The sequence below is a fragment of the Methylosinus sp. C49 genome, assembly GCF_009936375.1.
Classification (GTDB): domain Bacteria; phylum Pseudomonadota; class Alphaproteobacteria; order Rhizobiales; family Beijerinckiaceae; genus Methylosinus.
Map to the genome: position 1 here is coordinate 2,942,382 of NZ_AP022332.1, position 24,368 is coordinate 2,966,749.

The following is a 24,368-nucleotide window of genomic DNA, read 5'->3' on the forward strand; positions in this document are numbered from 1 at the left end:
CGCAGGCGACCGCGCATCGCGAGACGGCGAGAACGTTGCGGCGAGGCAATCTCTTGGCAATCGCTCCCGACGCGCCTAGATTACGAGAAACGACTTCTGTTTTCCGGGATGGCCCCGGCGGAATCGTCATTCGCAAGGTTCGACATGAACGCAAACTTCAGGAACATCGCTCTCTGGGCGATCATCGGGCTGCTCGTCGTGGCGCTCGTCATGCTGTTCCAGCAGCCGGGTCAGCGGACTCCCATCCGCGATATCACCTTCAGCGAATTGCTCACGCAGATCGACCAGGGCCGCGTCCACGACGTGACGATCGCCGGCAATGAGATCACCGGGCACTTCTCCGACAATCGGCCGTTCTCGACCTATGCGCCCAATGATCCGTCGCTCGTGCAGCGCCTGACCGCGAAGAATGTCGCCATCAGCGCGCGTCCGCCGGCCGACGGCAACAGCTGGCTGATGACTCTGCTCATCAACGGCCTGCCGCTCATCGCCTTCCTCGGCGTGTGGATCTTCCTGTCGCGCCAGATGCAGGGCGCCGGCGGCCGCGCGCTCGGCTTCGGCAAATCCAAGGCCAAGCTGCTGACGGAAACGCAAGGCCGCGTCACTTTCGAGGACGTCGCCGGCGTCGACGAGGCGAAAGAGGATTTGCAGGAGATCGTCGAATTCCTGCGTGACCCGCAGAAGTTCCAGCGCCTCGGCGGACGCATTCCGCGCGGCGTGCTGCTCGTCGGTCCGCCCGGCACGGGCAAGACCTTGCTCGCGCGCGCCATCGCCGGCGAGGCGAATGTCCCCTTCTTCACCATCTCCGGCTCGGACTTCGTCGAAATGTTCGTCGGCGTCGGCGCGAGCCGCGTGCGCGACATGTTCGAGCAAGCCAAGAAAAATGCTCCGTGCATCATCTTCGTCGACGAGATCGACGCGGTGGGTCGTCACCGCGGCGCCGGACTCGGCGGCGGCAATGACGAGCGCGAGCAGACCTTGAACCAGCTGCTCGTCGAGATGGACGGCTTCGAGGCCAATGAGGGCATCATCCTCATCGCCGCGACCAACCGCCCCGACGTGCTCGATCCGGCGCTGATGCGTCCGGGCCGCTTCGATCGTCAGATCAATGTGCCGAACCCCGACTTCATCGGCCGCGAGAAGATCCTCAAGGTTCACGCCCGCAAGGTGCCGCTGGCGCCGGATGTGGATCTGAAGGTCGTCGCGCGCGGCACGCCGGGCTTCTCGGGCGCCGATCTGATGAATCTCGTCAATGAGGCGGCGCTGCTGGCTGCAAGACGCAGCAAGCGCATCGTCACGCGGCAGGAGTTCGAGGACTCCCGCGACAAGATCATGATGGGCGCCGAGCGTCGCACTCTGGTGATGACGGAGGAGGAGAAGCGCCTCACCGCCTTCCACGAGGGTGGCCACGCGCTGGTGCAGCTCAACATGCCCGGCTCTATCCCGATCCATAAGGCGACGATCATCCCGCGCGGCCGCGCGCTGGGCATGGTGCAGGGCCTGCCGGAGCGTGACCAGATCTCGCAGACCTATGAGCAGCTGAAGGCGATGCTGGCGCTGGCCATGGGCGGGCGCGTGGCGGAGGAGCTGGTGTTCGGCCACGACAAGGTGACGTCCGGCGCGGCGAGCGACATTCAGCAATGCACGCGCATCGCGCGGGCGATGGTGACGCAGCTCGGCTTCTCCGACAAGCTCGGCACGGTGGCTTACGCCGAGCCGCAGCAGGAGCAGTTCCTCGGCTATTCCATGGGCCGCACGCAGACGCTCTCCGAGGCGACGCAGCAGACGATCGACGCGGAAGTGCGCCGCCTGGTGCAGGAAGGCTATGACGACGCCAAGCACATTCTGACCGAGAAGCGCGCCGACCTCGACGTTCTGGCCAATGGCCTGCTCGAATTCGAGACGCTGACCGGCGACGAGCTGATCGGCCTGCTGCAAGGCAAGCGCCCGGTGCGCGAGGATGTGCCGCCGGCGGCGCCGCCGGCCCGCCCCTCGCCGGTGCCGTCGACAGGCCGCACCCGGCCTTCGCCGGAGCCGGACGCGGGCGGTCTGGAGCCGCATCCGGTGTGATCGAAGCGAGCTCGAATTGGAAAAGCCCGGCCCCAAAAGGGCCGGGCTTTTTTAGTCGACGGCCGTGTTTCTCAGAACACGGCGTGATAGAAAACCCTCGTCCCCAGACGCTGGCCGCCCTGCCGACGCATTCTGCGCCGTCTCGAAATATGCTCCCGGAAGGCGTAGCCCGCCCCGAAGCCGCAGCCGATCGAAACAAGTACCACGAACAAATCCATGATGGCGTCTCCGCTACGCACGCGAACGAATCACGAGGCGGACTTTAACTGCCGGCAACCAGAAGTTCATCATAGTGATTCTGCGCAATCAATGAGATAGTGTCTCATACTATCCAGCACGCGGGCCGAGGAGGATCAACGCCGCGCCCACGAGACAGATCGCCGCGCCGGCGGCGTCCCAGCGATCCGGCCAGACGCCTTCCACGGTCCACAGCCACAGCAGCGAGGCGGCGATATAGACGCCGCCATAGGCCGCATAGGCGCGGCCGGCGGCGTCTGTCTCGACGCGCGTGAGCAAAAACGCGAAGGCAAAGAGCGAGAGCGCGCCCGGCGCGAGCCAGAGCGGCGATCGGCCGAGACGCGCCCAGGCCCAAAAGGCGAAGCAACCGCCGATCTCGGCGAAGGCGGCGCCGATATAGACGAGGAACGTCGCCGCGCCGGTCGGACCGCTCACGCGAGCAGCGCTTCGACCGCCTCCGGCGGGCGGCACAGCACAGCCTTGTCGCCGATGACGACGATCGGCCGCTCGATCAAAATCGGGTTCTTCTCGATCGCGTCGAAAATCGCCTCGTCCTTCACGGAAAGATCGCCGAGGCCGAGCTCCTCATAGGGCGTGCCGCGCTTGCGCAGAATGTCCCTCACGCCCTTGCCCATCTGCTTCAGCACCGCTTTCAGCGTCTTTCGGTCCGGCGGCGTTTTCAGATATTGCACGATCTCGGGCTCGAGCCCGGCCTCCTTCAGCCGCGCCAGCACCTTGCGAGACGTGCCGCAGGCTGGATTATGATAGATGACGACCTTCATCGAGCCCCCCGGATCATGTTAGCTTGCGCGAGCATAGCCCCGTCCACGCGCAGAGCGAAGCGGCGGCGCGGCGCGTTCCGGGCCGCGTTCCGGGAATACGCATTAACCACAGGACGCGAAAGGCGATGGAAGCGGCCAGTATGGATGACGATATTTATTCATATCCTTTTCCGATCATGCCCACAGGGTCGGCGTTTGGACCGAAAACGCCCATAATCTCGAGTTCGACTGGCGCCGCAGCGGCGGCTCTTTCGCCCTTCCGGCGCCGCCGCCCGCGCCGTTTCCCGGAGAACGACAAGCAATGACGCGCAGCTATTTCGGCACCGACGGCATTCGCGGACGCGCCAATCAGAAGATCACCCCCGAGCTCGCCCTCAAGGTCGGCCAGGCCGCCGGCCTCGTGTTCAATCGCGACAGCGAGAGGCGCCACCGCGTCGTCATCGGCAAGGACACACGGCTCTCCGGCTATATGATCGAATATGCGCTGGTCGCCGGCTTCACCTCCGTCGGCATGGAGGTGCTGCTGCTCGGCCCCATGCCGACGCCGGCCGTCGCCATGCTCACGCGCTCCATGCGCGCCGATCTCGGCGTGATGATCTCGGCCTCGCACAATCTCTACGAGGACAATGGCATCAAGCTGTTCGGACCGGACGCCTATAAGCTCTCCGACGAGACCGAGGCGGCGATCGAGAAGCTGCTCGACCGCGACCTGACCAGCCGGCTCGCCGGGCCGCATGAGCTCGGCCGCGCCAAGCGCGTCGAGGACGTGCGCGCCCGCTATATCGAATACGCCAAGCGCACGCTGCCGCGGAACATGAGCTTCGAGGGGCTGCGCGTCGTGCTCGATTGCGCCAATGGCGCCGCCTATAAGGTGGCGCCGGAAGCGCTATGGGAACTCGGCGCCGAGGTCATCACCATCGGCGACCAGCCGGACGGCTTCAACATCAATCGCGACGTCGGCTCGACGGCCCCGCAGGCGCTGCGCGACAAGGTGCGCGAGATGCGCGCCGATGTCGGCATAGCGCTCGACGGCGACGCCGACCGCGTCATCATGGTCGATGAGCTCGGCCATGTGATCGATGGCGATCAGCTGATGGCGGTAGTCGCGCGCAGCTGGCGCGACGAGGGACTGCTCGCCAAGCCCGGCGTCGTCGCCACCATCATGTCCAATCTCGGCTTCGAGCGCCATTTGCAGGGGCTCGGCCTCAATCTCGAGCGCACTGCGGTGGGCGACCGCTATGTCATCGAGCGCATGCGCGAGCTCGGTTACAATCTCGGCGGCGAGCAATCGGGCCATGTGATCCTCTCCGATTACGGCACCACCGGCGACGGACTCGTCACCGCCATGCAGGCGCTCGCCGCGGTCAAGAAGCTGAATCGCAATGTGAGCGAGGTGTGCCGCTGCTTCGAGCCGCTGCCGCAAGTGCTCAAAAATGTGCGGGCGCGCGGCGCGCGTTCGTTGGAGCAGGCGCCCGTGGTCGCGGCGATCGAGGCGGGCCGCCGCCGTCTCGAGGGCTCGGGCCGTCTCGTCATCCGCCCCTCGGGCACGGAGCCGGTCATTCGCGTGATGGGCGAAGGCGACGATCTGGAGATCGTCGGCAGCGTCGTGGACGAAATTTGCGACGCCCTCACACGGGCGGAAGCGGCGTGACGTTTCGAGCGAGCAGCGAATAGAGAACAGCGAGTAGCCGATTTGCTACTCGCTGTTCTCTTCTTGCTCTCATATAGGTACATCGCCGGTAAGGTTAACTCCACTTTAAGCGTTCTCGCTCAATCTTCCTTCACATTGGCGACAGCCAAGGGTCCGCGCCGCGGTCCTCTATCGTGAAGGGAAGATATTTATGGGCAAGACCAGAGCCCTCCTCATAGCGGCCGCGATCGCTTCCGCCATGAGCGCAGGCCCCATGAGCACTGGCGCATTCGCCGCCGATCTGCTGCTGCCGCCGCCTCCGCCGATCGTGGAGCCGCCGCCGCCCGCCGATTTCGGCGGCTGGTATCTGCGCGGCGACATCGGCGTCGGCATCAATCAGATTTCCGATTTGCGCTCGACCTTCAGTCCGACCGTGACGGTGATCGCCCCGCAATTCGAGCAGCGTTCGATCGGCGACAGCGCCTTCATCGGCGCCGGCGTCGGCTATCAGTTCAACAGCTGGTTTCGCGCCGATGTGACCGGTGAATATCGCACCGCCTCCAATTATCGCTCGACGCAGAGCTACACCGACATCTGGACCGCCAATTGCGGATTTGTCGGCGCGCGCTGCCAGGATATCTACAATGCGCAGCATCGCGCGGCCGTCTTTCTCGCCAATGGCTATGTCGATCTCGGAACCTGGTGGGGCATAACGCCCTATGTCGGCGGCGGCGTCGGCGTCGCCGTGAACTGGCTCGACAATCTCACCGATTACGGCCCCCAGACCGGCGGCTATGGCGCCGCCCGGGATTCGAGCCGCGCCAATTTCGCCTGGGCCGTCGGCGCGGGCCTCGCCTACAATGTCACGCCCAATTTCAAGGTCGAGCTCGGCTATCGCTATCTCGACATGGGCAAGTTCCAGACCAATGTGATCGGCTGCGCAGCCGCCGGCTGCGCGGGCGAGCGCCAGTATTTCGACGTCTCCTCGCACGACATTCGTCTCGGCTTCCGCTACGCGTTGATGGCGCCGCCGCCGACGCTGATGGCGCCTCCCGGCCCGCTGGTCCGCAAATACTGACTTTCGGCCTCTTCTTCCGAAACCTCGGGGCGCGCGGCTCGCGAGAGCCTCGCGCCTTTTCTTTGCGCATGCGCCGCCGCAATCTTCTGGACGAGCAGCCCCGCCCCTCTCGCGGGACGGCGCAAAATCGGCCATATCTCGTCCATGGCCAAGCGTCCCGCCAAATCCCCCGCCCCCGAGGGCGACGATCCCGCCCCGCCGATCGCCGCCGGGCCGAATGTGCCGGAGCTGTCCGTCTCCGAACTCGCCAATGCGCTCAAGCGCACGGTGGAGGATCGCTTCGGCCATGTGCGCGTGCGCGGCGAGATCACCAATTATCGGGGGCCGCATTCCTCCGGCCATGTCTATTTCAGCCTCAAGGACCAGAACGCCCGCCTCGACGCCGTGATCTGGAAGATGACCTTCCTGCGCCTGCGCGTGAAGCCGCAGGAGGGGCTGGAAGTCGTCGCCACCGGCAAGATCAGCACATTTCCGGGCAAATCCTCCTATCAGATCGTCATCGAGACTCTGGAGCCGGCCGGCGCCGGCGCGCTGATGGCGCTGCTCGACGAGCGGCGCAAGCGCCTCGCCGCCGAGGGCCTCTTCGACGCCGAGCGCAAAAAGCCCCTGCCCTTTCTGCCGCTCGTCGTGGGCGTCGTCACCTCGCCGACCGGCGCGGTGATTCGCGATATTCTGCATCGGCTGCTGGATCGTTTCCCGCGCCGCGTGCTGGTGTGGCCGGTTCGCGTGCAGGGCGAGACTTGCGCCGCGGAAGTGGCCGCGGCGATCGACGGCTTCAACGCTCTGCCCCCCGGCGGCCCGATTCCGCGGCCGGATGTGCTGATCGTCGCGCGCGGCGGCGGCTCGCTCGAGGATTTGTTCGGCTTCAATGAAGAGATCGTGGTGCGCGCGGCGGCGGCGAGCGCCATTCCGCTGGTCTCTGCCATCGGCCATGAGACCGACACGACCCTCATCGATTTCGCCGCCGATCTGCGCGCCCCCACGCCCACGGGCGCCGCAGAAAAATGCGTGCCCGTGCGCGCCGAGCTGGTGGAGCATACGGCGACGCTCGCCCGCCGCCTCGCCGGGGCGGAGCGGCGGCTTCTCGACGCCAATCGGCGGCAGCTCGCCTCGCTGCAGCGCGTGCTGCCGGCTGGGACGCAATTGCTGCTCGCGCCCGCCCAGCGCGCCGATCGCGCCGGCGAGCGGCTGCGCGGCAATCTGCGCCGCGCGCTGGATGGCAGGCGGCTCGCGCTCTCCCGCGTCTCCCATGTGCTGGCCCGCCACTCGCCGCAGGCGGAGCTGGCGCGCGCCTCCGAGCGGCTGAAGGGCCTGCACGCGCGCCTGCGGCAGGGCCTCGCCGCCCGCCTCGCCCTCTCCCGCCGAGAGGCCGAGGGCGCGCAAAGGCGGCTCGACCACGCCGAGCAGCGGCTGCGCTCGGCCTTCATCCGCATATTGGACGAGCGGCAGGCGCGGCTCGACCGGCTCGATCAGCTGCGCAAGACGCTCGGCTATGAGCAGGTGCTGGCGCGCGGCTTCGCTCTGGTGCGCGACGAGACGGGCGCGCTGCTGCGGCAGGCGGCCGACATCGCGCCGGGACAAAGGCTGGATGTGCAATTTTCCGACGGCCATGTCGCCGCGCAGGCGGATGGGGACGCGCCGACTCCCGCCGCTCCACCTCCGCGGCAAAAGCGCGGAAAGGACAAGAATGGGGGCGATCAGGGGTCGCTGTTTTGAGCCGCGCCATTCGCGCTGACAGTGGTTGCAACAATGAAACGTCGAACGCAGCTTTTGCCGAAATATTATGATATCGACTCCGATGACGCTTATGGCGGATATCTCTTTGATCTCGTCAATCGTGAGCATCTTCAGAGCGACGGCAATTGGCTGCTCGCCAAGCCTGCCTGGCCGGATGGCTATGGAAACTTGCCGCGGCATCCCTGGCGATTCCCGAACTATCTCGAAAAGCCGCGCGTTCTTTTGGAAGGGAAGCCTGGACGAGCGTTGGCCGATTTACGGAACCAAGACGGATTTTGGTTCGTCTCGCGCGCGATGAAGGCTCTTTTGGAGCAGATAGATCCGCACGCCTGCGAATTTCGCGAATGCGAAACCGTCTTTGCGTCCGGCGACGCTGGTCCCGAATATTGGCTCTGCTCGGTGACGCGATTTCTCTTCGGCAAGGATGTGATCGATTGCGGAGCGATCGAGGGGTTGACGCTTCGACCGGCGCCGAACGGATTCGTCGATTATGTCGTCTATCCTCGGACAAAGATACGTTTCAAACCCGAAACCATAGGCTCGGCGCATCTGTTCCGCGTCGTCGAGTTGGGCAGAAGCATATTTTGTGATCAGTCCGTGAAAGACGCCTGCAAAACAGCGGGGATCAAAGGCGTGAGCTTCGACAAAATGGGCGCATAGCCTGAAACCCCGGCCATCCGCGTCGCAAACCCAATCCCCTCATCCTGAGGAAGCCCCGAAGGGGCTGTCTCGAAGGATGGGCCGCAGCGCCTGGAGCATCCTTCGAGGCTTTTTGCGTTCCGCAGAAAGCGCCTCAGGATGAGGGAGTTGGATAGGTCGCCCATTCGATCTCGACTCCTTATGAACGAGCAAAAGCGCTCGCGCCAAATTCACGACTCCGACGACCCGAGTCCAGGCGTTGACAAACGACTGAGATCAGCTATTGTTAATCAAAATATATTATTGAATATATTAGTGTTTTTCGCTCGAATCGCGACTTCCGAGCCCAACGGAGATAATGTGACACAGATGCCCGTCGAGCTGCAGATCGCTGGATTCTTCGTATGGGCGTTTGCGCTGATTTACGGGCTTGCGTATGCGAATTTAGCTTTTCTTCGGACAAAAATTCCGCAAGTCGACGCGAAAAAATATTGGTTTAAATTTGTTGCGTCGCGCGGGTTATATTTCGACCCTGAAGAGATGTGGAAGAAGGAAAAAATATTCAATGACGACGAGATTAAACTAATTATGCGATGGCAGTTCGCGGTGCATGTTCAAATCTTCATTATCGCTCCTATTCTTGGGATTATAAGCGCTTATCTTGTGGGGTGGAATTGACGATGGTTGCCGCGTAAGCCGGCATCTCGGGTCACGCTGGCAAAAAAGCGCCTCGCGATGAGGGCGCCGTTGATCGCTCGAGGGCGCACGTGCGCGTATATGACAAATATATAAGCAGCGCAAGGCTTGTATTGCTCGGCGCATTCCTGCCTCTTTTGGCGCTATCGCTTTTTATTAGATACACTTACGGCAATCACCTCGCCTCATTCGAAACATGCTACCCTGTTATCGTTAGCTACTTTATTATATCTACAATTTCAATGTGTTATGTGACATTCTGACGCATCGACGTCTTGTATTTGTATTTTTTGAGACGGTGCAGAAAATTGTCGCGTTCACAGCTCGTGTTCTTTTTGCTGTATATTTATATCGGCTATTCAGTAATGTTGGCCCTTGCGGCCTATGCCGTGTTTGCGGACTTCCGCACGCCGGTTCGTGAGTTTCTGGACGGCGGCTCGATACGAAACATCTTGGCGCCGTTCGGAGTAATCCCTTTTTCGGTGATGTGGGCCCGCGTGGCGACCTCAAATCTATTGGCTGTCCGCAGAAATATACGCATGTGTAAGAAGGATAGCGCGTTCATCGACGACTTCGGTCACGGAATCCGACCTCGTCGTCGAGCGTAAAAAGGATAGCGACAGCGGCGTCGCCCGACGCTCCTTCATTCATTTTTTACCGGAACATGTCCAGGCGCCCCACCCCGCCTCGAACGCGGTTGCGCAGCGAAACGGCGCTCGCCATATGCTCGAACAGGAGGCCCGCTCCATGTTCAAGCGCTCTTCGTCGCCGCAGTCCGACGGTCTGAGGCTCCAGGCAATGGACGCCGAGGACCTGTCCTGCCTCTCCGCTCTGCTCCAGGACGCGCTGGTCCGGGTCGGGGACATCGCCTTCCTGCCCGAGCAGCGGCGTTTCGCCTTCGTCGGTTGCCGTTACGACTGGGCCGCCGCAGAGCAGGGCAAACGCGAGCGTTGTCACTCCGGCGTCCATTTCGACGGGGTGCGGCGGGTCCGCCATCTGCGGATCGCCCGTGACAAGCCCGACGCGATTTTGGACCTTCTGGCCGTCACTTTCGAGCCCGCCGCCGAGCCTCCCGGGGGCGTGGTGACGCTGGTTTTCGCCGGCGGAGCGGCGATTTCGCTCGATGTGGAATGCGTCGAGGCCCGCCTTCAGGACCTCGGACCGCGCTGGGCCGCGAAGGCCTGTCCGTCACATGAGCTTGACGAAGACGGCGAGGGAGGGTCATGACAACCGGAAATACCGGTTGGAGAAGAACATGACTTGGCGATTGGATGCGTCGGCGGCGGATTTCGAGGAGCGCTTCACCGCGCTGCTGGCGACGAAGCGCGAGGCCGCCCAGGACGTCGACGACACGGTCCGCGGCATTATCGAGGATGTGGCCGCCCGCGGCGACGAGGCGCTGATCGATTATTCCAAGCGCTTCGACCATATCGACCTCGCCGAAACCGGCATCGCGCTGACGAAAGCCGAGATCGACGCCGCCGAGGCCAAGGTCCCGAAGGAGACGCTCGAGGCGCTCGACCTCGCCCACGCCCGTATCGCCGCCTTCCACGAGCGCCAGCGGCCGCAGGACCTGCGCTATAAGGACGAAGCCGGCGTCGAGCTCGGCTGGCGCTGGAGCGCGCTCGAATCCGTCGGCCTCTATGTGCCCGGCGGCACCGCCTCCTACCCCTCCTCCGTGCTGATGAACGCCGTGCCGGCCAAAGTGGCGGGCGTCGATCGGCTGGTGATGGTGGTCCCCGCCCCCCATGGGGTGATCGACCCGCTGGTGCTGGCCGCCGCCAAGCGCGCCGGCGTCGACGAGGTCTATCGCGTCGGCGGCGCGCAGGCCGTCGCCGCGCTGGCCTATGGCACCAAGACCATTCGCCCCGTCGCCAAGATCGTCGGCCCCGGCAACGCCTGGGTGGCGGCCGCCAAGCGCCGCGTCTTCGGCCTCGTCGGCATAGACATGATCGCCGGCCCCTCGGAAATTCTCGTGCTCGCCGATAAGACCGCCAATCCCGATTGGGTGGCGATCGACCTGCTCGCCCAGGCCGAGCACGACGAATCGGCGCAGTCGATCCTCATCACCGACGATCCTGCCTTCGCCGACGCGGCCGCCGCCGCCGTCGAGCGCCAGCTGGCGACGCTGTCGCGTTTCGAGATCGCCTCCAAGAGCTGGCGCGATTATGGCGCGATCATCGTGACCAAGAGCCTCGCCGATTCCATTCCGCTCGCCGACCGCATCGCCGCCGAGCATTTGGAGATCGTCTCGGAAGACGCCGAGGAATTGGCCGCCAAGGTGCGCAACGCCGGCGCGATCTTCATCGGCGCCTATACGCCGGAGGCGATCGGCGATTATGTCGGCGGCTCCAACCATGTGCTGCCGACGGCGCGCTCGGCGCGCTTCTCCTCCGGCCTCAGCGTGCTGGATTTCGTGAAGCGTACGTCGATCTTGAAGTGCGACGCCGCCTCGCTGAAGGAGATCGGCCCCGCCGCCGTCGCTCTCGGCGACGCCGAGCGGCTGCAGGCGCATGCGCGCTCTGTGGCCGTGCGCCTCGATCAGCGCGGGGCGTGAGGTGGCGACGAGCGCGACCAAGCGGCTGATCTCCGTCACGCTCGATGAGGCATCCATCGGGCGCGGCACGGCCGATCAGGAGCATGAGCGCGCCATCGCCATCTATGATCTCATCGAGGACAACAGCTTCGCGCTGGAAGGGCATGACGGCGGGCCTTACGCCCTCGTCATCGCCCTGCATGACGCCAAGCTCGTCTTCGACGTCCGCGACGAGGCCGGCGCCACCATCGTCACGCATATTTTGTCGCTGACGCCGTTCAAGCGCCTGCTGAAAGACTATTTTCTCGTTTGCGAGACCTATTACGCCGCGATCCGCACCGCGACGCCGAGCCGGATCGAGGCGATCGACATGGGCCGGCGCGGGCTGCACAATGAAGGCGCGGCCCTGCTCGCCGAACGGCTGAAGGGCAAGATCGACTGCGACTCGGACACTGCGCGCCGCCTCTTCACGCTGGTCACGGCCCTGCATTGGAAGGGCTGAGCCCATGCCGGAGGGAGGCGGACCCGTATCGCGGCCGAGCGCCGTGCTGTTCGCCTGCACGCAGAACGCCGTGCGCTCGCCCATGGCGGAAGCGCTGGGGCGGCATTATTTCGGCCGCGAGATCTATTTCGCCTCCGCCGGCCTGAAGCGCGGCGAGAGCGACCCTTTCGCCATCGCCGTGATGGACGAGCTCGGCGTCGATATCTCCCGCCACAAGCCGCACACTTTCGAGGATTTGGAGGATTCCAACTTCGATCTGATCGTCACTCTATCGCCGGAATCGCATCACAAGGCGCTGGAGTTCACGCGCACCATGGCGGTCGACGTCGTCTATTGGCCGACGCTCGACGCCACCGCGACCAGCGGCTCGCGCGAGACGATTTTGGAGTCTTATCGCGCCGTGCGGGATTCGCTGGCCAAGCGCATTTTGAAGCTGCTGTCGGTGGAGCATGGATCGGATTGAGGCCTCGTCTTCGTGGCGTGATGCGCCACGAAGACACGAAGGACACGCAATCACCCACGCGCCAGAATAGCGAAGAGCAGCGTGAGCTGACAGAAGAAGCCGATGAGGAACATCGGCGTGCGCAGCCACGGCAGGCCGAGCGTGTAGACGACATAATGCGCCGCGCGCGAGGCGAAGAACAAGAGCGCAGCGAGCGCCGTCGCGGAAGTGCCGCCACCGACGATCTGAATCGTCAGCGCCAGCACGGCGAAGACGACGAGATTTTCGATCATATTCGTATGGGCGTTTTTGGCGCGCTGCGCCCATGGCGCCTTCGTCGCCACTTCATGCCGAGGATCGCTGAAGGTCGCGATCGGCCCCAGCTCCAGAATGCGCTGCAGAATATAGGGAATCCACAAGACAGAGGCGAGGCCGGCGGTCAGCACGGTCCAATAGAGCTCGGGAGAAATTGCGTTGGTCATAGCGTGTCGCGCTCCTCATTCGTCGAAGACGAGACGCAAGCTAGCGAAACGCCTCACCTTGGTGAAGTACGCAGAAATTTCGCTGATACTGACGAGCTATGTCGATACGGCAATAAATGATACTAAGGCGCATCCACCCTCCCCTTCAGGGGGAGGGTCGGCCGGCGATAGCCGGACGGGGTGGGGTTCAACGGCGAAGACTCGGGGCCTCACCCCCTCCCGAGCGCATTCGCGCTCGACCTCCCCCCTCGAGGGGGAGGTGGAAACGCCTTTCGCCCATAGGTGAGACAGGGCTCTCCCATGCGCAAGCAGCGGCACGTGGAATATGACGAATGCCCGATCGAGGGCGCGATGGATATCATCGGCGGCAAGTGGAAGCCGTCGATCCTCTTTCGCCTCGCCGATGGAACCAAGCGCTTTTCCGAATTGCAGCGGCTGCTGAAAACGATCACGCAGCGCACGCTGACGCAGCAATTGCGCGATCTCGAGCGTGATCGCATGATCTCGCGCCATGTCTATGCGGAAGTGCCGCCGCGCGTCGAATACAGCCTCACCGAGCGCGGCCGCTCGCTGGAGCCGGTGCTCGCGCTCTTGTTCCGCTGGGGCGTCGACAATGTGCTGGCGGAAAAGGCTACAGAAGCTCGACAAGCCCCCGCGCCGCGGCGATCAGCCGACGGTCAGACCAGCGCGGGCCGATCAGCGAAATCGCGAGCGGCGGCGCGCCCGCGGGCCGCGAAAGCGGAACGCTGATCTGCGGCAGGCCGAAGAAGCTGGCGAAGAGAAAGGTACGGAACATCCGATAGCGCTTGGCGTCGAGCGCTTCCTCGCTTTCGTCCAGCCACGGCGAGGCGAAAGGCGTCGTCGGAACGATGATGAGGCTGTTCTCGCCGAACATCTCGGCGACGCGCGCGCGCGCATCGCGCCGAAAAGCGTCCGCCTCGGCTTTGGCGGCGGTCGTCACTCTCGACGCCATGTCGAAGCGCTCTGCAATGCCGGGGCCGAATTGCGGATGTTCCGCCGCGATCCAGGCGCCATGCGCGCCCCACGCCTCATAGGCCTGGAGACTGCGGAAGTGACGCAGCGACTCGGCCCAGAACTCTTCGCCAAGCGCCGCGTCTCGCTCGGAAAATCCTTGCGCGATGATGGCGCGCGCCGGCGCCATGGCGGCGGCGGTCTCGGCGTCGCATTGCGCGAAAGCCTCATCGAGGAAGACGGCCTCGTCGAATGCGCCTTGCGTGAGATCGCGCGGCAGCAGCGCATCGCCGACCCGCGCCATGAGATCGATATCGCGCGCGAACCAGCCGATGACATCGAGCGAGGCGGCGAGCGGAACGACGCCATTCACCGAAATTGCGCCATGCGAGGAGCGAAATCCGTAAATTCCGCAAAAGGCCGCCGGCGCGCGGCAGGAGCCGGCCGTATCCGTGCCCAGCGCGAAATCGGCGAGGCCCGCCGCGACAGCCGCCGCCGAGCCGGAGGAGGAGCCGCCCGGATGACGATCCGGCGCGGCGGGATTTTTTGGCGTTCCGTAATGGGCGTTGGCGCCGAGCAGGCTATAGGCCATCTCGTCCATATGCGCCTTGCCGACCAGCCGCGCGCCGCAAGCGAGCAGCCGATCCACGACGGGCGCGTTGATGGCGGCCGGCGCATGAGTCGCCGCCCATGTCGGCTGGCCATTGGCGGAGACGAGGCCCTCGACGTCTATGTTCTCCTTGACGACGAAGCGCGCGCCCGAAAGCGGCCCCTGCGCGGACGCCGAAACATCGAGCGAATGCGTCAGAGCGGACGAAGAGCCCGACATTCCGTTTCCTCCCATCGAGCGGCGTGCGATCATTCATTTGCAGTTCATCGACGATGCTGATTTTCGACGGTGATCCGACTTTTGCAAGATGCGGATTTGAATTTTCACGAAACGACAGGTGCGGAAATGACAATGAAGAAATATGTCGCCGAGGCGATCGGCGCAGGCGCTCTGGTGCTGCTCGGATGCGGCTCGGTGACGCTCGGCGAGCTCGGCGGCGTGCTGAGCTCGACGCAAGGGATCGGCCCGCTCGCCGTGCTGCCCATCGCCTTCGCCTTCGGCCTCACCGTGACGGCCTTCGCTTATGGCATAGGTCCGGTCTCGGGCTGCCACATCAATCCGGCGGTCTCGATCGGCGTCTGGTCCGCGGGGCGGCTCTCGACGCTCAATCTGATCGGCTACATCATCGCGCAATGTCTCGGCGCCATCGCAGGCGCTGCGATCCTCTACGCGATATTGAAAGGCCGCGAAGGCGGATATGACGTCGCCGTCGCCGGCCTCGGCCAGAATGGCTGGAGCAATATTTCGACGACCTCGGCCTTTCTGGCGGAATTCGTCGGCACATTCCTGTTTCTGGTCGTCATCCTCGGCGCGACCTCGACCAATGGCGGCACCGCCTCGGCGGGCGTGGCCATCGGCCTCGCGCTCGTCGTCATCCATATCGCGCTCATTCGCGTGACCGGCACCTCCGTCAATCCGGCGCGCTCGCTCGGCCCGGCGGTGTTCGTCGGCGGCAAGGCGCTGGAGCAGCTCTGGCTGTTCTTCGCGGCGCCGCTGCTCGGCGGGCTGGCGGCCGGCCTGCTGTTCCGCTGGCGCAGCCTGGAGCCCTGACCGGATCGCTCCGGCCTCCACACGATTGAGCCGGAGCTTTCGCGCATGGCAGGATCGCTCCTCTTTCATGAGGAGATCGATCGATGGCGCGTCACCCGATCCGCGGCTTGGTCCTGGCCGCAGTTCTATCCATGATCGAGGCGCCGGCCTTCGGCCAGAGCCTCGATCTCTCCAAATCGACCATCGTCGATCTGACGCACCCCTTCGACTCCAAGACAATTTATTGGCCAACGTCGCCCTCGGGATTCGAGCTCAAATCGCTGCACAATGGCCTCACCGAGCGCGGCTATTTCTATGCGGCGAACAGCTTTTGCTCGCCCGAGCATGGCGGCACGCATCTCGACGCGCCATTGCATTTCGCTCGCGGCCATTGGACCAACGCCGAAATTCCCGTCGATCGCTTCGTCGGGCCGGCCTTCGTCATCGATGTGAGCGCCAAGGCCGCCGCGGATCCCGATTACTTGCTGACGCCGGAAGACATCGCCGAATGGGAGGAAGCGCATGGGCGCATTCCTCGAGGCGCGATCGTGCTGCTGCGCACCGGCTGGAGCGCGCGCTGGAGCGACCGCAAGGCCTATCTCGGCGATGATGCGCCCGGCGACGCGACGCATCTGCATTTCCCCGGCTATGGCGCGCAGGCGGCGGCGCTGCTGGTCGTCGATCGCCGCGCCAAGCTCATCGGCATAGATACGGCGAGCGTCGATAATGGGCCGTCGCAGGATTTTCTGGTGCATCGAATCGTCGCCGGCGCCGACGCCGCCGGGCTCGAGAATCTCGATAATCTCGACAAATTGCCGGCGACCGGCGCGGTGGTCTTCGCTCTGCCGATGAAGATTTCCGGCGGCACCGGCGGGCCGGCGCGCATCGTCGCCGTCGTGGCGCAATGAGCCGCGCCTATTCGTGATCGTCGAGCCAATGCTCGAGCGCATGAAAGCTCGCCTGCGCGCCGTCGATCATCGCCGGCAGCAGGCCGCGCTCCGCGCCCGCCTCCAGCGCCGCGCAGCAGAGGCGCCAATCCTCCGTCTCGCCGCCGGAGAGGAAGCGTCGGCCGCGCGCGCAGCCGGCGCCGAGCAGCGGATCGAGCGCGGCGGCGAGAAAGGCCGCGCCGAAGCTCGATCCTTCGCGCACATAGAGCGCGCCGAGCCATTCGCCCGGCTCGCTCAGCGCCGGCGCCTCCGCCATGGGCAGGCGCGCGATGGATTCGCCGCTCGCGCCGAGATCGAGAAGATCGCGCGTCAAAAGATGCGCGCGGGCGCCGATGCGCGGATCGACGCCATGGCCGAGCGCGGCGTCGATCAGCGCGCGCTCGAAGGGCAGATGAAATCCGTAGAGCCGCGCCAGCAAGCGCAGATATTGCGACGACGCGATCCTTCCCGCGGCGAGCGCCGCCAGCGTCGGATGCGCATGCAGCCGCAGATGCGCCGCCTGCGTCGCGCTGCGCAGCGCCGCTCGCGCCGGCGAGACGATCTCGCCCGCGGCGCTCACGCGCGCGACGCCTGCCGCCGCGAGGCGGCGCATGTCGAGGCTTCTTGCGACATTGCGCGCGAGAGAGCGCCCACCAGCTCCTCCGGCGCATAGGGCTTGGTGACGACGGGACGGCCGGCGAAGCGCGCAGGCGTCACGATGCGGCTCTCGAAGCCCGTGGTGAAGACGAAAGGAACATGCGCCTGGACCAGCGCGTCGGCGACCGGCCACACCGGCTCGCCGTCCAAATCTATATCGAGCAGAGCGACGTCGAAATCGGGCCGCAGCGCCGCGCGTAGGCCGTCCCAGACGGTGGCGCAGCTATGCGCGATCTCCATGCCCCATTCCTCCAGCAGCTCGCGGACGGAGAGCGCGACGAGCGCAGCGTCCTCGACCAGCAGAACGCGGCGATGCGACAGGGCTCGCGGGGGCGGCTCGCCGGGGCTCGCGTCTTGCCGCTGCTTCTCGCTCTCGCGCGGTCCCTTGGCGAAGGCGATCTGCGAGACAGGAATGCGCAAGCGGCAGTGGACGCCGCTCGCTGCGAAGCTCAGCTCCGCCGCGCCGCCGAGATCGATCGCCAGCGTGCGCTCGATCAGCATGCGCCCAAAGCCGGAGCGCTCCGGCGGAACGACCTTGGGGCCTTTGCTCTCCTTCCAGCTCAGCTCCACGCTCTCCTCGCCCTTCTCGCGCCGACGGCGCCAATCGACGCGCACCACGCCGCCGGGCGCAGAGAGCGCGCCATATTTGGCGGCGTTGGTGGCGAGCTCGTGAATCGCCATGCTGACGGCGAGCGCCGCCTTGGGCTTCAAGGCGATCGGCTCGCCGCTGATGCTGCAGGCGTTCTCCTCCGCCCGGCGAAACGGCGCGAGCTCGTCCTCGACGATGGCGCCGATCGACAGGCCTTCCCATCGGCTCTGCGTCAGCAGATTTTGCACGCGCGCCATCGTCAGAAGCCGGCTCTGCAATGTCGCGTTGAACTCCTCGAGCGAAGCGGAGGAGCGCGCCGTGAAGCGCACCAGCGACTGAATCACCGAGAGCGTGTTCTTCACGCGATGCTCGAGCTCGGCCATCAAAAAATCCTGACGCGCCTGCGCCGCCTGCCGCTCGCGCAGGGCGAGATCGAGCGCATGGACGAAGACTTCGAGGATCGACGAGCGCAACGATCGGGCGATCTCGATTTCCGTATCGCTCCAGGCGCGCGATTGCAGACGCGCGGTCTCCTCCCAGGCCTCGAAAGAGGCGCGCGGCGTCAGCGTCTCGCCATCCGCCTCCACCGCCTTTGCCGGGTTTCCCGCCCAGCGCACGACCTGCCGCAGCTCGCCACGGAAGAACAGCACATAGTCCTTCGGCGCGCGCGAGACGGCGATGGCGAGCACGCCGGAGGCGACGTCGCAATAGGCCTCCGCCGGCGCATAGACGAGCGGCAGGCGGTCGGTCGCGAGCACGCCCTGCTGCGCATGCTCGTGAATCCAGCCGACCAGCGCGCCGATCTGCGCCGCGGAAGGCGCGCGGCCGAGCGTCACGCATTCGCCCTCGATGCAAACCGCGCAGCCGTCCGCCTCGATCAGATCGAGCAGATTAGGCTGTCCGCCGAGCAGCGCGCCGGCGAGGTCGCCACGGCCGGACATGGCGCCGACGAGACGGCTCTGCACCTCGCCCGCGCGCATGCGCCGCTTCGACGTCTCACTCTCGAGACGGCTCTGAAACTCGAGCGAGATCATCTGCGCGAACAGCTCGCAAGCGGCGCGGCGGCGCAGATCGAGGAAATGCGGCGTGCGATGGTGACAGGCGACGAGGCCGAACAGCTTGCCGCCGACGACGATCGATAAGGACATGGAGGCGCGCACGCCCATATTGGCGAGATAGCGCAAATGCACCGGCGAGACGCTGCGCAACATGCTGCAGCTGAGATCGAGCGGACGGCCGGTCGAGGGCGAGAGCGCCGGCTCTATCGGCGCCGGCGTGTAGCGCGCGTCCGGTATGAGGCGCAGCCAATTGGTCACATAGAGCTTGCGCGCCTGCTGTGGAATGTCGGAGGCCGGAAAGCGCAGGCCGAGATAAGAATGGCAGCCCTCCGCCGCCGTCTCGGCGATGACGCTCCCCGAGCCGTCCGGCAAAAAGCGATAGACCATCACATGGTCGAAGCCGGTGGCCTTCGCCGTCTCTCGCGCAATGGCCTCGGCGTAGCCCTCTATGGTCTCCGCGCGCGCCGTCGCGGCGAGCATATTCTGCACGAGCCCGAGCGGATCGCGCTCGACGTCGTCGCGACGCGGCTCCAGCTCGATGAGAATGACCCGATCGCCGATGTGGACCACGCCCTCGAGCGCGACCGCGCCGCCGCTCGCCTCCGTCTCGAAGGCGAGGCAGGAGCGCGGCCCCTCGTCGGCGACGATCCGCGTCAGCCGAGTCGCCGCCACCGCGCCGAGCCGCGCCTCCACATTCTGGCCGAGAAGAGCGCTATGCGAGGCGCCGAGCAGCGCCTGCGTGTCCCCGGCGATCTGGGCGATGCGCATATCGTCGGGATCGAGCGCCAGAAGCACGCCATGCGGCTGGATGGCGCCCGGCGCATGGATCGGCTCCCGATCGCAAATCGATAGCTCGACGCTCTGCGGGGCGTCTCCTGGCGTCATCGCGTCGCCGCTCCAGCGTCATGGGGGTCGAGCGGTCATATAAGGCCGGACGCCTCGGCCTGTAGGGGCGCCGGCGGCGCGCCTCACGGTGAATCAAAATTAACCATTGGTCGCTTAAGCTCCACAGCCATTGCCAGACCAAACAGGACTGAATTTCCATGCGCTTTCATGTCGGCCGCAATTATCGCGCGGACGGAGAGAGATATCGTAAGGCCTCGCCGCAAACCGCCAGCGATCTCGTTCTGGCGGCGCGCTCGGCCGCGCGCGCCAGCGAGCCCGCGGCGCCGCGCAAATCGCCCTTCGCACGCGCCGTCCTCGTCGTCGCGACGCTCGCCGCGCCACTCTTCGCCGGACGCGCCTATCTCGACGCGACGCGGACCGAGCCGGCCCTGATCGCCGCCGAGGAGACCAGGCCGACCATTCGGCAAGTGGGATTGCAGCCGGCGGGATTGCCGACGGCTTCGCCACTGCTGAAGGCCGAGCGCGAAGACATCGATCTGACGGCCACGGGCTCGACGCCGCCCCGCCAGGAGGAGGCGCGCCCCGCGCCCGCCGGCTCTGCGGCCGCGGCGCCAGCGCCCGCCAAGACGCGGCGGACGGCGAGCGGCTCCGTCAGCCGTTCGGCCAGAGAAACTTCGAGAAGCCCGGAATCGTATCGGTGATGGTTTGCAGCTTGGGGCGGCCGACCGCCTGCTCGGCGAGCACGAAGACCGCTTTGGCGAGCTTCTGCAGCTGCGCGGCGGATAGCCCCATGCTGGTCAGCCGCGAGGTCAGCTCGACCACGTCTTTCTGATTTTTGCCGACCAGAGCCCCGAGCCCGCCGAGCGCCAGCCCGAGCAGCCCGCGGCGCGGCGCGGCGAGCGCCGCCTCGACCGTCTCGCGGCCGCCGGGAACGCGCGCGATCAGCTCCGCGCCGACAGCGGCGTCGCGCTTCTCCAGAAACGCGAAAATGTGACCGATCGCGAGACGGGCGGTCGGCGCCGAAATGCCGACGTAATTGCCGATGGATGCGGCGATCTCCTCCATTTGCCCTCCGGTTCGTCGATGTGCGCGAGACGAGCGCCCGGCTTTTTAAGCTTCGACGCAGCGCCGCGCCATAGCCGCGAGCAAATCATCGACAGACGACGGCGCCGCCGGAGCCTTTGCCCCGGCGGCGTCGCATCGTTCAGAGCGCCGCGATCACGCAAGTCACATTCGACGCGGGCCTGACGGGTCCGATGCCCGTCGAAGGTCAGGGCTCGTGCTCGAGGAGATCGGGAATACGCTTGGCGAGGCTGCGCAACACGCTGTCGGCGCCTTTGAGCATGATGTCGTAGAGCGCGTCGGAGGTCGGCTCGGTGGAGATCCCCTCCTGGACAAAGTGGAAATGCGTGCCGCCGTCGGGCAGAGCGGAGATCGTCCAGGTGACGGTCACATCCATATAGTGACCGAAGCCCTTGAGTTCCTCATGGCCGCCTTTCCAGCGGAAGCTGAGCTTCTCGCCAGGGACGACCTCGAGCACCTTGCATTGGAACTCGCCATCCCAACGCTCGATCGGGCGGCTCCAGATGGTGAAGGAATGTCCGACCTCCGGCCGGATGTCATTGGGGAAAAACCAGACGGCGAGCCATTCCGAATCCGTCATGGCGCGCCAGACTGCGTCGACCGGATGCTCGAAATCTTTCTCGGTCGTAATGCTTCGCGTCTCGGTCACGGCTATCGCTCCTGTTTCAGAATTAGAAGCAACAACCCTGCCAAAATGCCGGGCGTCGGCTCACGCCGGCGCGCGCGCGACCTTGGCCGGACCGAGATCGACCTGGATCTCGTCGCCCTCTATCTTCAGCTCGTAAGGATGCAGGGCGTTGCGGACGAGATGCGTCACGCATTTGCCGTTGACGCCGTCGAAGCCCCAATTGTGATAATTGCAGAGCACGGTCTTGCCGTCGAAAGTGGCTTCGTTGAGCGGCATGTCGGCATGTGGACAGCGGCCGCGAAAAGCCTTGAGCTCGCCGCCGGCCGGCCAGACCAGCAGGACGCTCTTGCGGCCTGCCTGAAAGAGCCCCATGGCCCCTTCGCTCACGGCGCTGGTGTTGCAAATAAAGGTGAACGCCATCGGGATCGCCCTCGTTTCAAGAAGCTTCCCGCCGCGACACGCAAGTTGCGGACCAAACGCGCCCCCGCGACGCCCCCTGCTCTCCCGGATGCGCACCTTCGAGCCTCGGAGATCTACCGTAAGCTCCCGGGCGGGATCGCAGGGCCGGCGCCACGAATATCAATGTGGCGCATAATTTCGCTAAAAACAGCGGACCGATTGTCGCAATCGTTCACAAGCGATGCGCCGCCTCGGCATGGGCGATCAGCAACAGGAGATTTTCCAGAATGAGAACCGAGGTCAGCGGCCCCACTCCGCCGGGAACCGCCGTGAGGCGAATGTCCAGCCCCTCAAGCGCCGCCGCGTCCACATCCCCCGCGAGCTTGCCGTCGATGAAGCCGACGCCGGCGTCGACGACGAGCTGCCCATCCGCAAAATAATCGCGCCCGAAGAAATGCGGACGGCCCGTCGCGACGAAGACGATATCGGCCGCGCGCGAGAATTTCGGAATGTCCGGCGTCGCCGAATGGCAGATCGTCACTGTGGCGCCGGCGTTCACCAGCATATTGGCGAGCGGCTTGCCCACCGTGCGGCCGCGGCCGATGACGGCGACCGTCTTGCCGGCCAGCGGCCCTTGCGTCTCCGCCATGGCGATGCAGGCGCGCGGCGTCGCGGGCGCGATGAAGCGCTGATGCGGCCCATTCTGCAGCAGCGCGCCGAGATTGCCGACGGAGAGCCCATCCGCATCCTTGCTCGCTGGGATGAGATTGGTCACGTCGATCTCGTCGAATGCGGGCTTCGACGACATCACGACAATGACGCCGTGAATATCCGGGCGCGCGCAGAGGTCGCGCATATGCGCCGCTATATCGGCATAAGAGCCGGCATGGGAGAGATCGACGCCCTCGAAAGCCGCGCCCACCTCCTCCGCATGCTTGCGCTTGACGGCGACATAGCTCAGCGCCGCCGGATCGGAAGAGCAGACGACGGCGGCGAGCTTCGGCGTGACGCCGCGCGCCTTCAGCGCGACGATCGCCTCCGTGAGCGCCGCCTTACGGGCGGCGACGATCTCCTTGCTGTAGATTTTCTGCATAGGACACGCCTTTCACAGCGCCCGGCCCGGTCTCGCTATAAGCCGAAAGCCGCGCGATCGATGCGTGGCCTTTCGACGCTGGCGCGAACGTGATCTCAGCATCCTCGATCAGCCGAAGCGCGTCGCCTCGCAGAAATACCGACAAGACACAACCTCAGATGGCTGAATGCTCATGCGTGTCGAGAAGCGGCGCCGATCGCGACGTCGCTCGCTTTTTGATTTTGGCGCATTTTGGAGACCTCCTCCATTCGAGGGATTTGGAGGCATAGCGATTGCGTTAAGGTTAACGGGATCGAGCGCACGTTTCATTTTGAAATCGACGAAGTCTCTGTCCCTGTAAAAATATTGTGTATCTTCAATACATTGAGAGTCTTGCGTTGTGGAGCTCTCGATCACCGCGCCAAAATGACACAGTGAAATAGACGATGAACAAGAAAAACGATCCGCCGATCAATTTTGATCCGAAGCAGGAGCGCGCCCAACGGCGTCCGCTCCCCTCCCCTTCCGAAAGCGACGTCGCCAAGCCCGTGACCAGCGAGCCGCTGGCGGATAAGTTGCGCCATGTCCGCGCCATCCTGCGCGCCGTCGAAGAATCTCGCGAGCAGAATTTGACGACCAAGCGCCTCTTCGAGCCGACGGCGATCGATTGCCTCAAGCAGCTCGTCGAAGCGCTCGACAGAAACGAGGGCGTCGAAGCCGCCCTCGTCGATGCGCGAACGATTTTGAAGACTGCCGGAATGGGATGAACAAAGCGAAAGACGCCGGACCAATAGGCCCGGCGTCTCTTCCTCGTGGTCGATCGCCTTGCGCAGCGCGGCGATGAAGCGACGTCGAAACGAGATTTTACCGCGTCATGATCTGCGAGTTGAACAGCGTATAGGCGGCGACGGCGAAAACGACGATCGCGAAGGCGATGGTCAGCTGTCCGGTGTTCTTGGACAGGCGCCGCGCCAATGCCGCGCCAATCAGCGTTCCCACCGCGCCGCTGCCGATGATGACGATGGCGAGCAGCCAATCGATGAGGCCCGAGAACGCATAGGTCGCCGCCGTCGTCATTCCGAAGACGGTGACGGCGACGAGCGACGTGCCGACGGCGTTGATCATCGGCATTCCCGTCGAGCCGACGAGGCCGGGCACGACGAGGACGCCGCCGCCTATGCCGAAAAAGCCCGAGAACAATCCCGTGACGAGTCCGAAGGAGGCGACGCGCGGCGCGCGCTCCACTGTGCATTCGACAGCGGCGTCGCCCGCGGCGCCGCGGCCGCGCAGCATCATCACGCCGGTCAGGATCATCGCCAGCGCGAAGAGAAACAGCAGCCGCTGTCCGTCGAAGCTCTTGCCGATCGTCGAGCCGACGACGGCCCCCAGCATTCCGGCCGCGGCGTATATGCCGCCGCAGCGCCATTTCACCGAGCCGGAGCGCGCATGGTTCCACAGGCTGAAGGCCGCATTGACGGCGACCGCGAATGCGCTGGTGCCGATGGCGACATGCGGATCCTTCACGCCGACGACATAGACCAGCAGCGGCACGGCGAGCACCGAGCCGCCGCCGCCGATGAGGCCGAGCGTGAAGCCGATGGCGGCGCCGCAGCCGGCGCCGATCACATATTGAATGAGCTCGAGTTGCACATCGCCCTCGTCATGTCG

At 65.0% G+C, this 24,368-nt stretch carries 25 protein-coding genes and 1 pseudogene; 15 read left to right on the plus strand and 11 right to left on the minus strand.

Translation table 11 applies throughout. The annotated features are described in order from the left end of the window. Positions 1-144 precede the first annotated feature (144 nt). Positions 145-2,070, plus strand: coding sequence for an ATP-dependent zinc metalloprotease FtsH (ftsH, locus tag GYH34_RS13970; protein ID WP_161914100.1), 1,926 nt, complete (start codon positions 145-147; stop codon positions 2,068-2,070). Between the two features lie 327 nt (positions 2,071-2,397). Here ftsH and GYH34_RS13975 read toward each other — a convergent pair whose 3' ends face one another. Then, positions 2,398-2,742: a YnfA family protein gene (locus GYH34_RS13975; RefSeq protein WP_161914101.1), complete on the minus strand. Its 345-nt coding sequence runs from the start codon at positions 2,740-2,742 to the stop codon at positions 2,398-2,400. After that, positions 2,739-3,089 carry an arsenate reductase (glutaredoxin) gene (gene arsC, locus GYH34_RS13980; RefSeq protein ID WP_161914102.1) on the minus strand — a complete coding sequence of 117 codons (351 nt, stop codon included), beginning with the start codon at positions 3,087-3,089 and terminating at the stop codon, positions 2,739-2,741. The genes GYH34_RS13975 and arsC overlap by 4 nt, the downstream gene beginning before the upstream one ends. A gap of 301 nt (positions 3,090-3,390) precedes the next feature. On the opposite strand from arsC, the gene glmM reads away from it, so the two are divergent. The 9 genes from glmM (at position 3,391) to GYH34_RS14025 (ending at position 12,370) form a co-directional block, all read left to right on the plus strand. Continuing rightward, positions 3,391-4,740: a phosphoglucosamine mutase gene (glmM, locus tag GYH34_RS13985; protein WP_161914103.1), complete on the plus strand. Its 1,350-nt coding sequence runs from the start codon at positions 3,391-3,393 to the stop codon at positions 4,738-4,740. A 253-nt stretch (positions 4,741-4,993) separates the two neighbouring features. Continuing rightward, positions 4,994-5,797, plus strand: coding sequence for an outer membrane beta-barrel protein (locus tag GYH34_RS13990; RefSeq protein ID WP_244635121.1), 804 nt, complete (start codon positions 4,994-4,996; stop codon positions 5,795-5,797). 144 nt (positions 5,798-5,941) lie between these two features. Then, positions 5,942-7,513, plus strand: coding sequence for an exodeoxyribonuclease VII large subunit (gene xseA, locus GYH34_RS13995; RefSeq protein WP_161914105.1), 1,572 nt, complete (start codon positions 5,942-5,944; stop codon positions 7,511-7,513). 33 nt (positions 7,514-7,546) lie between these two features. Beyond that, the gene (locus GYH34_RS14000) at positions 7,547-8,194 is read left to right on the plus strand and encodes a DUF1629 domain-containing protein (RefSeq protein ID WP_161914106.1); all 648 of its coding nucleotides are present in this window, start codon (positions 7,547-7,549) and stop codon (positions 8,192-8,194) included. A 180-nt stretch (positions 8,195-8,374) separates the two neighbouring features. After that, complete coding sequence (locus tag GYH34_RS14005; protein WP_161914107.1) at positions 8,375-8,851, plus strand: hypothetical protein; 477 nt, start codon at positions 8,375-8,377, stop codon at positions 8,849-8,851. 741 nt (positions 8,852-9,592) lie between these two features. Next, the gene (locus GYH34_RS14010; RefSeq protein ID WP_244635122.1) at positions 9,593-10,096 is read left to right on the plus strand and encodes a DUF2948 family protein; all 504 of its coding nucleotides are present in this window, start codon (positions 9,593-9,595) and stop codon (positions 10,094-10,096) included. A gap of 28 nt (positions 10,097-10,124) precedes the next feature. Beyond that, on the plus strand, positions 10,125-11,426 hold the full coding sequence (gene hisD / locus GYH34_RS14015) for a histidinol dehydrogenase (RefSeq protein WP_161914108.1): 1,302 nt from the start codon (positions 10,125-10,127) through the stop codon (positions 11,424-11,426). 1 nt (position 11,427) lies between these two features. Beyond that, positions 11,428-11,907: a UPF0262 family protein gene (locus tag GYH34_RS14020; protein ID WP_161914109.1), complete on the plus strand. Its 480-nt coding sequence runs from the start codon at positions 11,428-11,430 to the stop codon at positions 11,905-11,907. Between the two features lie 4 nt (positions 11,908-11,911). Next, positions 11,912-12,370, plus strand: coding sequence for an arsenate reductase ArsC (locus GYH34_RS14025; RefSeq protein WP_161914110.1), 459 nt, complete (start codon positions 11,912-11,914; stop codon positions 12,368-12,370). A 50-nt stretch (positions 12,371-12,420) separates the two neighbouring features. On the opposite strand, the gene GYH34_RS14030 is transcribed toward GYH34_RS14025, so the two are convergent. Beyond that, positions 12,421-12,831, minus strand: coding sequence for an MAPEG family protein (locus GYH34_RS14030; RefSeq protein WP_161914111.1), 411 nt, complete (start codon positions 12,829-12,831; stop codon positions 12,421-12,423). 300 nt (positions 12,832-13,131) lie between these two features. Between GYH34_RS14030 and GYH34_RS14035 the strand changes: the two are divergent. After that, positions 13,132-13,452 (plus strand): annotated as a pseudogene (locus GYH34_RS14035) (helix-turn-helix domain-containing protein); the annotation flags it as partial. 10 nt (positions 13,453-13,462) lie between these two features. Here GYH34_RS14035 and GYH34_RS14040 read toward each other — a convergent pair. Further along, complete coding sequence (locus GYH34_RS14040) at positions 13,463-14,632, minus strand: amidase (protein WP_244635124.1); 1,170 nt, start codon at positions 14,630-14,632, stop codon at positions 13,463-13,465. Between the two features lie 132 nt (positions 14,633-14,764). Here GYH34_RS14040 and GYH34_RS14045 point away from each other — a divergent pair, with 132 nt between their 5' ends. Continuing rightward, positions 14,765-15,463: an aquaporin gene (locus GYH34_RS14045; protein WP_161914114.1), complete on the plus strand. Its 699-nt coding sequence runs from the start codon at positions 14,765-14,767 to the stop codon at positions 15,461-15,463. 83 nt (positions 15,464-15,546) lie between these two features. Beyond that, positions 15,547-16,350 carry a cyclase family protein gene (locus GYH34_RS14050; protein ID WP_161914115.1) on the plus strand — a complete coding sequence of 268 codons (804 nt, stop codon included), beginning with the start codon at positions 15,547-15,549 and terminating at the stop codon, positions 16,348-16,350. Between the two features lie 7 nt (positions 16,351-16,357). Here the strand turns inward: GYH34_RS14050 and GYH34_RS14055 are convergent, their stop codons facing one another. Both GYH34_RS14055 and GYH34_RS14060 read right to left on the minus strand, forming a co-directional pair. After that, on the minus strand, positions 16,358-16,981 hold the full coding sequence (locus GYH34_RS14055; protein ID WP_161914116.1) for a biliverdin-producing heme oxygenase: 624 nt from the start codon (positions 16,979-16,981) through the stop codon (positions 16,358-16,360). Next, complete coding sequence (locus GYH34_RS14060; RefSeq protein ID WP_161914117.1) at positions 16,945-19,557, minus strand: HWE histidine kinase domain-containing protein; 2,613 nt, start codon at positions 19,555-19,557, stop codon at positions 16,945-16,947. The genes GYH34_RS14055 and GYH34_RS14060 overlap by 37 nt, the downstream gene beginning before the upstream one ends. Positions 19,558-19,715: 158 nt before the next feature. On the opposite strand from GYH34_RS14060, the gene GYH34_RS14065 reads away from it, so the two are divergent. Continuing rightward, the gene (locus GYH34_RS14065) at positions 19,716-20,219 is read left to right on the plus strand and encodes a hypothetical protein (protein WP_161914118.1); all 504 of its coding nucleotides are present in this window, start codon (positions 19,716-19,718) and stop codon (positions 20,217-20,219) included. Here GYH34_RS14065 and GYH34_RS14070 read toward each other — a convergent pair. The 4 genes from GYH34_RS14070 to GYH34_RS14085 all read right to left on the minus strand — a co-directional run bounded on the left by GYH34_RS14070 (position 20,170) and on the right by GYH34_RS14085 (position 22,721). Beyond that, positions 20,170-20,583, minus strand: coding sequence for a DUF2267 domain-containing protein (locus GYH34_RS14070; protein WP_161914119.1), 414 nt, complete (start codon positions 20,581-20,583; stop codon positions 20,170-20,172). The genes GYH34_RS14065 and GYH34_RS14070 overlap by 50 nt on opposite strands. 205 nt (positions 20,584-20,788) lie before the next feature. Then, a complete protein-coding gene (locus tag GYH34_RS14075) occupies positions 20,789-21,250 on the minus strand; it encodes an SRPBCC domain-containing protein (protein WP_161914120.1) in 462 nt (153 codons plus the stop codon). Between the two features lie 60 nt (positions 21,251-21,310). Next, entirely contained in the window at positions 21,311-21,649 is a 339-nt protein-coding gene (locus GYH34_RS14080; RefSeq protein WP_161914121.1) for a Rieske 2Fe-2S domain-containing protein, read from the minus strand. A gap of 211 nt (positions 21,650-21,860) precedes the next feature. Then, a complete protein-coding gene (locus GYH34_RS14085) occupies positions 21,861-22,721 on the minus strand; it encodes a bifunctional 5,10-methylenetetrahydrofolate dehydrogenase/5,10-methenyltetrahydrofolate cyclohydrolase (RefSeq protein WP_161914122.1) in 861 nt (286 codons plus the stop codon). Between the two features lie 425 nt (positions 22,722-23,146). Between GYH34_RS14085 and GYH34_RS14090 the strand changes: the two genes are divergently transcribed. After that, entirely contained in the window at positions 23,147-23,467 is a 321-nt protein-coding gene (locus tag GYH34_RS14090; protein ID WP_161914123.1) for a hypothetical protein, read from the plus strand. A 97-nt stretch (positions 23,468-23,564) separates the two neighbouring features. Here the strand turns inward: GYH34_RS14090 and GYH34_RS14095 are convergent, their stop codons facing one another. After that, positions 23,565-24,350 (minus strand): sulfite exporter TauE/SafE family protein, encoded by a 786-nt coding sequence (locus GYH34_RS14095; protein WP_161914124.1) that lies wholly within the window; start codon positions 24,348-24,350, stop codon positions 23,565-23,567. Between the last annotated feature and the right edge of the window lie 18 nt (positions 24,351-24,368).

What these genes read in the sequence shown, in the direction of transcription:
- GYH34_RS14080 (WP_161914121.1), bottom strand. Translation starts at nt 21,649, where the DNA reads ATGGCGTTCACCTTTATTTGCAACACCAGCGCCGTGAGCGAAGGGGCC.
- GYH34_RS14060 (WP_161914117.1), bottom strand. Translation starts at nt 19,557, where the DNA reads ATGACGCCAGGAGACGCCCCGCAGAGCGTCGAGCTATCGATTTGCGAT.
- GYH34_RS14055 (WP_161914116.1), bottom strand. Translation starts at nt 16,981, where the DNA reads ATGCGCCGCCTCGCGGCGGCAGGCGTCGCGCGCGTGAGCGCCGCGGGC.
- GYH34_RS14025 (WP_161914110.1), top strand. Translation starts at nt 11,912, where the DNA reads ATGCCGGAGGGAGGCGGACCCGTATCGCGGCCGAGCGCCGTGCTGTTC.
- ftsH (WP_161914100.1), top strand. Translation starts at nt 145, where the DNA reads ATGAACGCAAACTTCAGGAACATCGCTCTCTGGGCGATCATCGGGCTG.
- GYH34_RS14005 (WP_161914107.1), top strand. Translation starts at nt 8,375, where the DNA reads ATGAACGAGCAAAAGCGCTCGCGCCAAATTCACGACTCCGACGACCCG.
- GYH34_RS14040 (WP_244635124.1), bottom strand. Translation starts at nt 14,632, where the DNA reads ATGTCGGGCTCTTCGTCCGCTCTGACGCATTCGCTCGATGTTTCGGCG.
- GYH34_RS14000 (WP_161914106.1), top strand. Translation starts at nt 7,547, where the DNA reads ATGAAACGTCGAACGCAGCTTTTGCCGAAATATTATGATATCGACTCC.
- glmM (WP_161914103.1), top strand. Translation starts at nt 3,391, where the DNA reads ATGACGCGCAGCTATTTCGGCACCGACGGCATTCGCGGACGCGCCAAT.
- GYH34_RS13990 (WP_244635121.1), top strand. Translation starts at nt 4,994, where the DNA reads ATGAGCACTGGCGCATTCGCCGCCGATCTGCTGCTGCCGCCGCCTCCG.
- GYH34_RS14065 (WP_161914118.1), top strand. Translation starts at nt 19,716, where the DNA reads ATGCGCTTTCATGTCGGCCGCAATTATCGCGCGGACGGAGAGAGATAT.
- xseA (WP_161914105.1), top strand. Translation starts at nt 5,942, where the DNA reads ATGGCCAAGCGTCCCGCCAAATCCCCCGCCCCCGAGGGCGACGATCCC.
- GYH34_RS14030 (WP_161914111.1), bottom strand. Translation starts at nt 12,831, where the DNA reads ATGACCAACGCAATTTCTCCCGAGCTCTATTGGACCGTGCTGACCGCC.
- GYH34_RS14085 (WP_161914122.1), bottom strand. Translation starts at nt 22,721, where the DNA reads ATGCAGAAAATCTACAGCAAGGAGATCGTCGCCGCCCGTAAGGCGGCG.
- GYH34_RS14050 (WP_161914115.1), top strand. Translation starts at nt 15,547, where the DNA reads ATGGCGCGTCACCCGATCCGCGGCTTGGTCCTGGCCGCAGTTCTATCC.
- arsC (WP_161914102.1), bottom strand. Translation starts at nt 3,089, where the DNA reads ATGAAGGTCGTCATCTATCATAATCCAGCCTGCGGCACGTCTCGCAAG.
- hisD (WP_161914108.1), top strand. Translation starts at nt 10,125, where the DNA reads ATGACTTGGCGATTGGATGCGTCGGCGGCGGATTTCGAGGAGCGCTTC.
- GYH34_RS14010 (WP_244635122.1), top strand. Translation starts at nt 9,593, where the DNA reads ATGCTCGAACAGGAGGCCCGCTCCATGTTCAAGCGCTCTTCGTCGCCG.
- GYH34_RS14090 (WP_161914123.1), top strand. Translation starts at nt 23,147, where the DNA reads ATGAACAAGAAAAACGATCCGCCGATCAATTTTGATCCGAAGCAGGAG.
- GYH34_RS14045 (WP_161914114.1), top strand. Translation starts at nt 14,765, where the DNA reads ATGAAGAAATATGTCGCCGAGGCGATCGGCGCAGGCGCTCTGGTGCTG.
- GYH34_RS14070 (WP_161914119.1), bottom strand. Translation starts at nt 20,583, where the DNA reads ATGGAGGAGATCGCCGCATCCATCGGCAATTACGTCGGCATTTCGGCG.